General features: G+C 68.9%; 14 protein-coding genes and 1 pseudogene. 2 read left to right on the top strand and 13 right to left on the bottom strand.

Going from position 1 to position 11,826, the window contains the following annotated elements:
- Position 1: 1 nt before the first annotated feature.
- A complete protein-coding gene (locus tag ON27_RS05025; RefSeq protein ID WP_043720007.1) occupies positions 2-325 on the top strand; it encodes a metal-sensitive transcriptional regulator in 324 nt (107 codons plus the stop codon).
- 5 nt (positions 326-330) lie between these two features.
- On the opposite strand, the gene ON27_RS05020 is transcribed toward ON27_RS05025, so the two are convergent.
- The 5 genes from ON27_RS05020 to ON27_RS05000 form a co-directional block, all read right to left on the bottom strand.
- A complete protein-coding gene (locus ON27_RS05020) occupies positions 331-1,266 on the bottom strand; it encodes a TAXI family TRAP transporter solute-binding subunit (protein ID WP_051046236.1) in 936 nt (311 codons plus the stop codon).
- Positions 1,263-2,684 carry a sensor histidine kinase gene (locus ON27_RS05015; protein WP_043720004.1) on the bottom strand — a complete coding sequence of 474 codons (1,422 nt, stop codon included), beginning with the start codon at positions 2,682-2,684 and terminating at the stop codon, positions 1,263-1,265. The genes ON27_RS05020 and ON27_RS05015 overlap by 4 nt, the downstream gene beginning before the upstream one ends.
- 28 nt (positions 2,685-2,712) lie before the next feature.
- Complete coding sequence (locus ON27_RS05010; protein ID WP_043720001.1) at positions 2,713-3,372, bottom strand: response regulator transcription factor; 660 nt, start codon at positions 3,370-3,372, stop codon at positions 2,713-2,715.
- 46 nt (positions 3,373-3,418) lie between these two features.
- Positions 3,419-4,822, bottom strand: a complete 1,404-nt coding sequence (locus ON27_RS05005; protein ID WP_043719998.1) for an MFS transporter — start codon at positions 4,820-4,822, stop codon at positions 3,419-3,421.
- A gap of 163 nt (positions 4,823-4,985) precedes the next feature.
- A complete protein-coding gene (locus ON27_RS05000) occupies positions 4,986-5,819 on the bottom strand; it encodes an LLM class F420-dependent oxidoreductase (protein ID WP_043720090.1) in 834 nt (277 codons plus the stop codon).
- A 175-nt stretch (positions 5,820-5,994) separates the two neighbouring features.
- Between ON27_RS05000 and ON27_RS04995 the strand changes: the two are divergent.
- Positions 5,995-6,426: pseudogene (locus ON27_RS04995) on the top strand (Hsp20/alpha crystallin family protein); the annotation flags it as partial.
- Positions 6,427-6,572: 146 nt separating this feature from the next.
- Here the strand turns inward: ON27_RS04995 and truA are convergent.
- The 8 genes from truA to infA form a co-directional block, all read right to left on the bottom strand.
- On the bottom strand, positions 6,573-7,394 hold the full coding sequence (gene truA, locus ON27_RS04990) for a tRNA pseudouridine(38-40) synthase TruA (RefSeq protein WP_051046241.1): 822 nt from the start codon (positions 7,392-7,394) through the stop codon (positions 6,573-6,575).
- A gap of 145 nt (positions 7,395-7,539) precedes the next feature.
- Positions 7,540-8,061, bottom strand: a complete 522-nt coding sequence (rplQ, locus tag ON27_RS04985) for a 50S ribosomal protein L17 (protein ID WP_043719994.1) — start codon at positions 8,059-8,061, stop codon at positions 7,540-7,542.
- Between the two features lie 129 nt (positions 8,062-8,190).
- Positions 8,191-9,249, bottom strand: a complete 1,059-nt coding sequence (locus ON27_RS04980) for a DNA-directed RNA polymerase subunit alpha (protein WP_039796155.1) — start codon at positions 9,247-9,249, stop codon at positions 8,191-8,193.
- A gap of 149 nt (positions 9,250-9,398) precedes the next feature.
- Complete coding sequence (gene rpsD, locus ON27_RS04975; protein WP_043719990.1) at positions 9,399-10,004, bottom strand: 30S ribosomal protein S4; 606 nt, start codon at positions 10,002-10,004, stop codon at positions 9,399-9,401.
- A 20-nt stretch (positions 10,005-10,024) separates the two neighbouring features.
- Entirely contained in the window at positions 10,025-10,438 is a 414-nt protein-coding gene (rpsK, locus tag ON27_RS04970) for a 30S ribosomal protein S11 (protein WP_039795647.1), read from the bottom strand.
- A gap of 9 nt (positions 10,439-10,447) precedes the next feature.
- Positions 10,448-10,819, bottom strand: a complete 372-nt coding sequence (rpsM, locus tag ON27_RS04965) for a 30S ribosomal protein S13 (RefSeq protein ID WP_039795645.1) — start codon at positions 10,817-10,819, stop codon at positions 10,448-10,450.
- Positions 10,820-11,066: 247 nt separating this feature from the next.
- A complete protein-coding gene (gene rpmJ / locus ON27_RS04960; protein WP_011207363.1) occupies positions 11,067-11,180 on the bottom strand; it encodes a 50S ribosomal protein L36 in 114 nt (37 codons plus the stop codon).
- A 149-nt stretch (positions 11,181-11,329) separates the two neighbouring features.
- The gene (infA, locus tag ON27_RS04955) at positions 11,330-11,551 is read right to left on the bottom strand and encodes a translation initiation factor IF-1 (protein ID WP_003418601.1); all 222 of its coding nucleotides are present in this window, start codon (positions 11,549-11,551) and stop codon (positions 11,330-11,332) included.
- Between the last annotated feature and the right edge of the window lie 275 nt (positions 11,552-11,826).

Here is an 11,826-nt window from a genome sequence, read left to right as displayed (position 1 = left end):
GGTGGCGGATTCCCCCCACGACCACACGGCGGCCGACCACGCGACGCACGGCTACATCACCGCCAAGGACGACTACCTCAAGCGGCTGCGCCGCATCGAGGGTCAAGCGCGCGGGCTGCAGCGGATGGTCGAGGAGGAGAAGTACTGCATCGACATCCTCACCCAGGTGTCCGCCATGACCAAGGCCTTGCAAGCGGTGGCGATGGGCCTGCTGGAGGACCACATCAGCCACTGTGTGGTGGACGCGGCCGTCGCGGGCGGCCCGGAGGCCGAAGCCAAGATCAAGGAAGCCACGGACGCCATCGCCCGCTTGGTCCGGTCCTGACGGCGCTAGCCGTGCCAGCGGCGGTAGACCGCGGCCGCTCCCGGGTGCAGCGGGATCGAACCGGTGCTGATCAGCGACCGGCCGTCGAGGAACTGGGTGCCCGCGGCCTCGGTTGGCACCAGCGCGTCGGCGTGCCACACCAGCAGTTCGACGATGGAGGCGGCCACGTCGTCGGGCATGGTCTGCGCCGCGAGCAATAGGTTCGCCACCCCGATGGTGTGCACCGAGACAGCACCCGGATAGGCGTCCGCAGGGATCGCGACTCGGTCGTACACCGGGCCGAACCTCTCCCGCATCGGCGCGGCCAGCTCACCCAAGTCCACCAGCCGCATCCGGCTCGGCACCGCGAGCCGCGCGGTCGGCACACCGCCCGCCCACAGCAGCGCGTCCGCCTCGCCCGCGGTGAGGGCGGCCACCGCCTCCGCCAGTGGCCGATGCGTGATCGCCACGTCGACGGCCGGATCCAAGCCCGCGACCCGCAGGATCCGGGCGCCGGTGAGCGCCGCGCCCGACCCCTGCGCACCCAGGCTCACCCGCGTTCCGCGCAGATCCGCGACCGAGCCGATCGGACTGTCCGCGCGCACGACCAGCTGCAAATAGTTCTCGTAGACCCGGCCCAGCGCCGATACCGGGCCGGAGCTCTCCGGCAGCGAATCCGCGAGGGCCAGCGCGGCGTCGACCTCGCCGTGGGCGAGCAGCCGCAGGTTGTCTTGTGATCCTGAGGTGGTGACCCGCTCGATCCGCACGTCGCCGCTGGTCGCGGCGGCGAGGCCGAGCAATGCGGCGAAGGCGTGGTAGAAGCCGCCGACTTCCCCGGAAGCCAGTCGCACCGTCGCGCCTCGGCCGCTGGGAGCGCAACCCGCGAGACTCGCGGCGACGGCCAATGCGAGGAAGCCGCGCCGGCCGATGCCGCGCCGGATGATCGATTCTCGACCGGTCATCGAGCCTCCGCCGCAGGTAGTCGCACGGTCACCGCGAGACCGCGCGGACGCACCGCCGCCACCGTGAGAGCGCCGCCGCGCGCCTGCGCCAGCGCCGCGGCGATCGGCAGGCCGAGCCCGGAGCCACCGGAACCGGCTGCGGAGCCACGGAAGAAACGCGTGGTGAGCTTGTCGATCTCGTCGGGACGGACACCCGTGCCGTCGTCACGGACGGTCACCGTGACCCAGCCCGGCTCGGTCTCCACGACCAGCTCGGTGCACGCGCCCGACCCGGCGTAGCGCGAGGCGTTGCTCAGCGGTACGTCGAGCATCTGAGCCAGCACGTCGGCCGGGACCGCCACGTCGGCGCGATCCGCCGTGGGCGCTACCCGCAATCGCTGCCCCGCGGCTTCGAACGCTGTGCACCACGCGTCGAATCGATCGGCCACCACCTGCACGGCGTCGCACCGGTTGTCGTCCTCGGTGGTGCGCGCGAGGTCGAACGCCGCGGGCGTCTCGGCCACGGCCAGGGTCAGCAAGCCGTCGAGCAGCGCGGTCAGACGCTCGACCTCGGCCCCCGCACCGCGAAAGGTGCCCGCCGCACTCGCCGGGATCGCGGGCTCCAGGGAATCGAGCCGGATGGTCAAAGCGGCCAGCGGGTTGCGCATGGCGTGCGCGGTGTCGGCGACCAGTTGCCGCTGGGCGTCCGCCGAGTCCGCGACGGCCACGGCCATCGCGTCGAACGATTCCGCCAGCGCCCGCATCTCCGGCGGCCCGCCGTACCGGCCCGCGATCGACACCGGGGCGACCGTGTCGGCTCGGGGTTTCGGCAGCGTCGCGGTCAACTCCGCCACACCGTGCGACAGCGCCGCGAGGGGCCGCAGCACCCAGCGGCTCAGCGTCACCGCCAGCAGCATGAACAGCGCCATCGCGGCCACCCCACCCAGCACGATCACCGCCCAGGCCCGCGCGATGTCACCCCGGGCGCGGGCGGTCGACGCCTCGATCACCACGGCTCCGTTGACCTGCACACCGGTGCCGACCGGCCGCGCCACCAGCACGGTCGGCGCTCCCCACGGCGTCAGCTTGTCCACCGCGTGCGGGCGCTGATTGCGCCGCGCGGCCACCACCGCGGCGGCGATGCCGGGATCGCGCACGTCCGCGCCGGCGTTCACCGTCGTCGCGCCCCGCGCGTCGACCACCAGCACGTTCTCCCCGTACAACTCGTGATAGCGCAGCACCTCGTCGGCCAGCGCGCGGCTGTCCCCCGCCGTGACCGCGTCGTCGGCGAGAGTGGCGAACCGGTCGGCGTCCCCGGAACGCGCGAGCACCAGCTGCTGGGTGCGATTGGTCGCGATGGTCAGCGACAGCGGCACCGCGAACGCCAGCACCGCGATGGCCGCGAACAGCGTCAGCGCGACGAGCAAGCGACGCCGCATGGCATACCTCCGGCTCGCCGGGCCGCGCTCACTGTCCCCACCGATATCCGTACCCGCGGATGGTGGTGATCAGGCCGGGCCGATTCAGCTTCGCCCGCAAACCGGCCATGTGCACGTCCAGCGACCGCGAGACCGCGACGAAGGCGTCACCCCAGATGCGATCCATCAGCTGCTGGCGGCTCACCGCGGCCCCCGGCCGTTCCACCAGCGCCTCGACCAGCTCGAACTCCTTCTGCGTCAGCGTCACGGGCGCACCCGCGACCTCGACCACGCGAGCGCCGAGGTCGACCCGCACGTCCCCGGTGACGACCACCGACGGCGCGTGCTGCGCCGCGGCCGCGGCCCGCCTCGTCACCGTCTCCAGCCGCGCGACCAGCTCCGCGATCCGCGGCGGCTTCACCAGATAGTCGTCGGCGCCGCCGCGCAGACCGCGCACGATCGAGCGTTCGTCGCTGCGCGCGGTGAGGATCAGCACCGCGACCGAGCTCACCTCGCGCAGTCTGCGCAGCACCTGCAGACCGTCGCCGTCGGGCAGTCCGAGGTCGAGGATCACCGCGTCGTAGTCGCGGTGCGCGATCAGCAGATCGGCGCCGCGGCGCATGCGTTCGGCGCGGTAACCACGGGCGATGAGCGCCTCGACCAGCGCGTCTCCCACGCCGTCGTCGTCCTCGACCACCGCAAGCCGCACGCGCCGATCCTCCCACAGGGGTCGGACCGGCGTGGGTGCCGGGCGGTCAGTGCTCACGCACGGTGACCATCGGCCGGGCCTGCTCGGCTGCCCCGCTCTCGGCGACCGCGGCGAGCTCGTCCGCGTCGATCGTCGACGAGGCCGAGGTCTCCCGCATGAAGTAGTAGGTGACCAGCGAGACGGCGATGCATCCCGCGACGTACCAGAAGTACAGCGACTCGTGGCCCGCCTTCTTCAACGCCAGCGCGATGGTCTCCGCGGTGCCGCCGAAGATGGCGACGGTCAGGGCGTAGGGCAGCCCGACGCCGAGCGCGCGGATCTTCGTCGGGAACAGTTCGGCCTTCACGATCGCGTTGATCGAGGTGTAGCCCGTGATGATCACCAGTGCCGTCATCATCAGGCCCCACGCGGCGACCGGATCGGTGGTGCGCGCGAGCACCGTCATGAGGGGCACGGTCAGCAAGGTGCCCGCCACGCCGAAGAAGATCAGCAGCTTGCGACGCCCCACCCGGTCCGACAGCGCGCCCGCCAGCGGCTGCAGCACCACGAAGACCAGCAGCGCGATGAAATTGATCCAGGCGACAGTGGACTTGGAGATGCCCGAGGTGTTGATCATGAACTTCTGCATGTAGGTCGTGTAGGTGTAGAACGCGACGGTTCCGCCCAGCGTCAACCCGACGACCAGCAGGCATTCCCGGGGGTATTGCAGCAGGATCCGCAGCGACCCGCGCGACTGCGGCGCACCGGCAGTCGCCGCCCCGCCTTCTGCATCGCGCTCCTGCTGCCGCCCGGATTCGGCGCGGAACTGCGCGGATTCGTCCATGCCGCGCCGCAGCCACATCACGACCAGCGCACCGGCGGCACCGATCACGAACGGAATCCGCCACCCCCAGGCGTTCATCTGGTCGGCGTCGAGGAACTGCTGCAGCACGATCTGCACGCCCAGCGCGACGAGCTGCCCAGCCACCAGGGTCACGTACTGGAAGCTCGAATAGAACCCGCGCTTGCCCGCCGAGGCCACCTCGGACAGATACGTCGCGCTGGTGGCGTATTCACCGCCGACCGACAGCCCTTGCAGCAGCCGGGCCACCAGGAGCAGGGCGGGGGCGGCCAGACCGATGGTCTGGTAACCGGGCGTCAGCGCGATCATCAGCGAACCGGCCGCCATCACGGTCACCGACAGAGTCAGTGCCGAACGCCTGCCGAACCGGTCGGCGTAGCGGCCCAGCGCCCAACCGCCGATCGGGCGCATCAGGAAGCCGACCGCGAACACGGCGGCGGTGGACAACAGCTGCGCTGTCGGATCGTTCTCGGGAAAGAACGTCTTCGCGAAGTACACGCTGAACGCGGCGTAGACGTACCAGTCGTACCACTCGACCAGGTTGCCGATGGATCCGCGCAGAACGTTCGCGACCACCCGGCGTTCGCCCACGGGCTGTGTCGTAGTCACAAGATCTCCTTCTCCGACGCCTCATCACGTCGTCGCAGATCAGTGTGTCGGCAGTCACAAGCCCGCGGAACGGCTCTCGCCGCTTCCTAACAGTCCCTTAGGACGATCACCGCGAACAGCTCCGGCCCCCCGCGGCAGCCGGGGGCCGGAGGGCACGCGAAAGTCAGGATCGCGTGGTCAGCAGGGGAGCGAGGGTGCGCAGCGCAGGGAGGTAGTTGTCGCCGAGCACTTGCACCGCGACATGGCCCGCGCCCGCGTCCAAGTGTTCGTCGAGCCGGGCGGCGATCCGCTCCGGCGTGCCGTACGCGACGACGGCGTCGAACAGCCGGTCGGTGGGCGGGACGGTGAGGTCGGCGTCGGTGAAACCGAACCGGCGCAGGTTGGACGTGTAATTGGTCAGACCGAGATAGAACCCGACGGTCTCGTCGGCGACGGCGTGCGCCGTCCGGGCGTCGTCGGTCAGCACCACCTTGTGCTCGGTCGCCAGCAGCGCGTCCGGGCCGACGATCTCGCGCGCCTTCGCGGTGTGCGCGGCGGGCACGAAGTAGGGCAGCGCGCCGAGGGACCGCTCGGCGGCCAGCTTCAGCACGCGCGGACCGAGCGCGGCCACCGCGCGGCGCTCGGCGGGCACGCCCGCGGCGTCGAGGTCGTCGAGATACTCGACCAGCGCGTCGTAGGGCTTGCGGTACTCGCCCGTGTGCTCGGGATGTCCGGCGCCGATGCCCAGCAGGAACCGGCCGGGGAAGCGCGCCTCGATCCGGTGGAACGAGTCGGCCGTCTCCTTCGCCCGCGCGGCCCAGATGTTCACGATGCTGGTGGCAACGGTGATCGTTTCGGTCGCCTCGAGCAGTGGTTCGACCACTGCGAGGTCCGCCGGGGGCGAGGCCCCCAACCACAGCGCGCCGTATCCCAGCTGCTCCAATTCCCGCGCGTCCTCCGGGCTGAACCCGTTGTACGCCCGCCACACTCCGAACCGTCCGAGACTGTCGAATGCCATGTCCCGAGCCAACACGGGCCCATCGGCGGCTATTCCGTGCCGGCGGATCTCCGACTTCTTTCGTCCCGTCAGGTCGATGCCGACCCGATCAAGGTTCGCTACCGTGGCGATTGCACAGCTATCGGCGTCCGCCGCCGTGGCGGACGTCGCCACTAGCGAGAGGGAGGTGATCGCTGTGCTCAGATTCGATCCATTCCATGACATCGACACCGTCGCCCGTCAATTGCTCGGTGAAAGCGCCGGAACCGCTCGCGCACCCCGATTCATGCCGATGGATCTGTTCAAAGCGGGTGATCACTACGTCTTGAACGCGGATCTGCCCGGCGTCGACCCCGGCTCGATCGACGTGAGTGTCGACAACGGCACGCTCACCCTGCGCGCGCAACGCACCGTGCCGAGCGAGGAAGGGGTCCAGTGGATCGCCTCGGAACGCTTCGCGGGCACCTTCATGCGCCAGCTGTCGCTCGGCGAGAACGTCGACGTCGACCACATCAGCGCCACCTACAACAACGGCGTGCTGTCGGTGACGATCCCGATCGCGGAGCGCGCGATGCCGCGCCGCATCCAGATCTCGGGGGCCGCCCAGGAGCCGAGGACGATCGAAGCGCAGACGAAATCATCCGAACAGTTGTCGCCGACGCAGCAGGAACAGACCCAGCAGCCCGGCCAGTCACAGCAGCAATACCCGCAGTCGTCGAAGTGACCGCGTCGCTACCCGCACTCCGCGACCGGTGCGGGTAGCCCGAACCCCGCTCAATCGCCGCAGCAACCCGCGCCGGAGACCGGTACCGACCGCATCTCCCGCGTCTGCGCGTTGCGCGCGGCCAGTTCCCCGTCGGCCGGATAGTCGACGCCGATCAGGCTCAGCCCGTGGGCGGGCGCGACGGTGACCGAACTGGAACGCTCCGTCTCCCGCAACAACTCGGCGACCCATTCCGGGGTGCGCCGCCCCTCTCCGACCGCGATAACCGCGCCGACCAGGCTGCGGACCATCGACCAGCAGAACGCGTCGGCGCTGACGTAGGCGATCAGCAGATCGCCGTCGCGCACCCAGTCGAAGCGCTGCAACTCGCGCACCGTCGTCGCACCCTCCCTGCGACGGCAGAAAGCGGCGAAATCGTGCAAGCCGAGCAGTTTCCGCGAAGCCACGCGCATGGCCGAGACATCGACGCCGGATCGGCAGGCGACCACGCTGCGGGCCTGCAGCGGCTCCGCCCCGTACGGCGCGGTGGTCAACCGATAGGCATAGTGACGGCGAACAGCGGAGAACCGGGCGTCGAACTCGGGCGCGGCCAGGCGCGCGTCCTTGATGCGCACGTCCTTCGGCAGGAAACGCGCCATCCGGTGCACCAGTTTTCCCGCATCCAGTTCGGCGGCGGTGTCGAAATGCGCGACCTGCGCCTCGGCGTGGACGCCCGCGTCCGTCCGGCCCGCCACGGTCAACTGGATCGGCTCGCGCAACACTTTGCTCAGCGCGTCCTCCAGCACTCCCTGCACGCTGCGCAAACCCGGCTGACGCGCCCAGCCGAGGAAATCCGTGCCGTCGTAGGCGATGTCCAGCCGGACCCGCGACATGCCGGTGTCCGGCGCGTCCTCGCGCGGCCGGTCCACATCCGATCCCACCGATTCCTCCACGGTCACATGATCCTCCGGTCGAAACGAACGAGCCCGCCGACCCAGTGCGGGTGGCGGGCTCGTACGCGAACTCCGACGCTGCGCGTCAGGCGTCCTTCTTGTCCTCGGCGGCCTCGTCGGCAGCCGGAGCCTCGGCGGTCTCGGCCTCGGCGGTCTCGGCCTTGTCCTCGACGGCCTCGGCGGCCGGAGCCTCCTCCGCCTTCTTCGACGCGGCGACCCGACGAGCGCGATCGGCCTCGTTGGTCACGGTCTTCTCCCGGACCAGCTCGATGATCGCCATCGGCGCGTTGTCACCCTTGCGCGGCAGCGTCTTGGTGATGCGGGTGTAGCCACCCTCGCGCCCCTCGAACGACGGCCCGATCTGCGCGAACAGTTCGTGCACGATGTCCTTGTTGCGGATCACCTTCAGCACCTCGCGACGGTCGGCCAGAGTGCCGGCCTTCGCCTTGGTGATCAGCTTCTCCGCGTAGGGACGCACGGCCTTGGCCTTGGCCTCGGTGGTGGTGATCCGGCCGTGCTCGAAGAGCGCCGTGGCCAGATTGGCGAAGATCGCCTTCTGGTGCGACGCCGACCCGCCGAAGCGGGCACCCTTCTTGGGCTTGGGCATTGGTTTGTTCTCCTGTGTCTTTCGCCGGCGCTCCCCGGCGCCCTGCGTGGTTACGCTCTGCTATCGCCTCCGGGCGCGTCGCTCACGCCGCGGGTACGAGGCCGGGGCCGGGGCGCCTACCCCGGCGGCCTAGAGCTGTTCGGTCTCGGCGTAGTCCTGCTCGCCGCCATCGGTGTCACTGAACGTGCCGCTGTCGCTCCACGTGCCGGTGCTCGCGTCGTAGCCGACCACGCTGGACGGATCGAACGACGCCGGGCTGTCCTTCAGCGAGAGGCCGAGCGCGTGCAGCTTGACCTTGACCTCGTCGATGGACTTCTGGCCGAAGTTGCGAATGTCCAGCAGATCCGACTCAGTGCGGGCGACCAGCTCGCCCACGGTGTGCACACCCTCGCGCTTGAGGCAGTTGTAGGACCGGACGGTGAGGTCCAGGTCCTCGATCGGCAGACCGAACGAGGCGATGTGATCCGCCTCGGCCGGCGAGGGGCCGATCTCGATGCCCTCGGCTTCGACGTTCAGCTCACGGGCCAGGCCGAAGAGTTCGACCAGGGTCTTGCCCGCCGAAGCGAGCGCGTCCCGCGCGCTGATGGAGTTCTTGGTCTCCACGTCCAGGATGAGCCGGTCGAAGTCGGTGCGCTGCTCGACGCGGGTCGCCTCGACCTTGTAGGTCACCTTGAGCACCGGCGAGTAGATCGAATCCACCGGGATCCGGCCGATTTCCGCACCGGAGGCCTTGTTCTGCACGGCGGGGACGTAGCCGCGACCGCGCTCGACGACGAGCTCGATCTCCAGCTTGCCCTTGTCGTTCAAGGTCGCGATGTGCATGTCCGGGTTGTGCACCACGACGCCGCTGGGCGGGACGATGTCACCGGCGGTGACGGTGCCCGGGCCCTGCTTGCGCACGTACATCGTCACCGGCTCGTCCTCCTCCGAGGACACGACCAGGCCCTTGAGGTTCAAGATGATGTCGGTGACATCCTCCTTCACGCCCGGGACGGTGGTGAACTCGTGCAGGACGCCGTCGATGCGGATGCTCGTGACCGCCGCCCCCGGAATCGAGGACAGCAGGGTACGCCGCAGCGAGTTGCCGAGGGTGTAACCGAAGCCCGGCTCGAGCGGTTCGATGGTGAACTTCGAGCGGTTCTCCGCGACGACCTCTTCGGTCAGCGTCGGACGCTGTGAAATCAGCATTAGGATCATCCTCCTTTTAGGGCGCCCGCTATTTGACGCCTCGTCTCAGGGGTTGTGCGTGGCCGCCCGCGTCGGGACGGCCACGCACCAGCAGCACTGCCGTGCGCGCATGCCGTCCGAGGTGTGTGCCGAGGACGGCTCGCCGAGCTTTACTTCGAGTAGTACTCGACGATCAGCTGTTCCTGCAGCGGCACATCGATCTGGGCGCGCTCCGGCAACTGGTGGACCAGGATCCGCAGCCGGCCCGGGATCACCTGCAGCCAGCCCGGAACCGGGCGGTCGCCGACGGTCTCGCGCGCGACCTGGAACGGCAGGGTGCCCAGCGACTTCTCCTTGACATCGATGATGTCGTACTGGGTGACCTGGAAGCTGGGGACGTCCACCTTCTTGTTGTTCACCAGGAAGTGACCGTGGCTGACCAGCTGGCGGGCCTGCCTGCGGGTACGCGCCAGACCGGCGCGGTACACCACGTTGTCCAGGCGGGTCTCGAGCAGACGCAGCAGGTTGTCACCGGTCTTGCCCTTGAGGCGGTTGGCCTCTTCGTAGTACCGGCGGAACTGCTTCTCCATGACACCGTAGGAGAAGCGGGCCTTCTGCTTCTCCTGCAGCTGGAGCAGGTACTCGCTCTCCTTGATCCGCGCGCGGCCGTGCTGGCCGGGCGGGTAGGGGCGCCGCTCGAACGCCTGGTCGCCTCCGACCAGGTCGACGCGCAGACGACGCGACTTGCGGGTGATAGGGCCTGTGTAACGAGCCATTGTTCGCTGTTCCTTTCCCGCTAGACGCGACGCCGCTTGGGCGGACGGCAGCCGTTGTGCGGCTGCGGGGTGACATCGGAGATCGTGCCCACCTCGAGGCCGGCGGCCTGCAGCGAGCGGATCGCGGTCTCGCGGCCCGAACCGGGGCCCTTCACGAACACGTCGACCTTCTTGACGCCGTGTTCCTGCGCCTTGCGGGCGGCGTTCTCGGCGGCGAGCTGCGCGGCGAACGGGGTCGACTTGCGCGAGCCCTTGAAGCCGACGTGACCCGACGACGCCCAGGAGATGACGTTGCCGTTCGGGTCGGTGATCGACACGATCGTGTTGTTGAACGTGCTCTTGATGTGCGCGTTGCCGTGCGGGACGTTCTTCTTGTCCCTGCGACGCGACTTCTGGGTCTTCTTCGGGCCCGCGGCCCGACTCTTCGGAGGCATCGGTTATCCCTACTTCTTCTTGCCGGCGACGGTGCGCTTCGGGCCCTTGCGGGTGCGCGCGTTGGTCTTGGTGCGCTGGCCACGGACGGGCAGGCCACGACGGTGGCGCAGACCCTGGTAGCAGCCGATCTCGATCTTGCGGCGAATATCGGCCTGCACCTCGCGGCGCAGGTCACCCTCGACCTTGAACTCCGAAGCCTCGATGTAGTCACGCAGCTTCGTCAGATCGTCGTCGCTGAGATCCTTCGAACGCAGGTCCGGGCTGACGCCGGTGGCCTCGAGGATCTCCTTGGAGCGGGTACGGCCAATGCCGAAAATGTAGGTCAGTGCGATCTCCATGCGCTTCTCGCGCGGGAGGTCGACGCCCATGAGACGTGCCATCTGGCAGTTTCCTTAATCGTTGCGGAGGTCTGCTCCCTGTCCGTCCCCTCGTCTTGGCGGGGCACCGGCCTCCGAACCGGTGGTAGGCGCGCACGCCCAGGGCGAACCCTGATATCCGCAGCGTGCGGCTGGTGCTGGGAGTTCTTCTTGCCAATCCGAACTGCGGTTCGGTGCTTGGCTGGTGTCGCGTCGAGCGGCGCCTTCGGCAAGCCTCGGGCGGGTGAAGCGAGGTCTCCCTCGCCTCCGCTCAGCCCTGGCGCTGCTTGTGGCGCAGGTTGTCGCAGATCACCATGACCCGGCCGTGACGGCGGATCACCTTGCACTTCTCGCAGATCTTCTTGACGCTCGGCTGAACCTTCACGTCCGTCCAATCTGTTGTGGTTCACAGGGGTGTGAACACAGTTTTTCCCCAGTCGGCGACTGGGGAAGCTCTGTAGTGAGTCTTTCGACTCGGTCCCGGCTCACGCCGGGACTGCCGGGTTCGTGCCGACCTGATCGCGCGGGGCACGATCACTTGTAGCGGTAAACGATCCGGCCGCGCGACAGGTCGTAGGGCGAGAGCTCGACGACCACACGGTCCTCGGGGAGGATACGAATGTAGTGCTGCCGCATCTTCCCACTGATGTGCGCGAGAACCTTGTGCCCGTTCTCGAGCTCGATCCGGAACATCGCATTGGGCAGCGGCTCGACAACTCGACCCTCGACCTCGATGGCCCCGTCCTTCTTCGCCATGTCCTCCGCGATCCCGGTTACGCTCAACCTGGTTGGGTTTGCCTGGTCTGCTCGAATGACCGGCCGCCGGAGCGGGCCGCTCGCACACGAACAGGCGGCGCGTAGGTGCACCGCCGCTCCAGCTTACCGATCCGTTCCGGATCGGGCAAAAATGCCTCCCTGTATACCCGCGTCGCCAGCGGTTTCGCAGCCGCCTTCCCATCCGTGGCGGGGGTCGGGTCCTGCGCCACGACGGCGGCCGGTTGTCGCGTAAACTGGCCGCTGTCCAGGTATTT

Source organism: Nocardia asiatica NBRC 100129 (assembly GCF_000308415.1).
Lineage (GTDB): Bacteria > Actinomycetota > Actinomycetes > Mycobacteriales > Mycobacteriaceae > Nocardia > Nocardia asiatica.
Note: the sequence above shows the minus strand (reverse complement) of the source record. Positions and strands in the feature narration are given on the sequence as shown.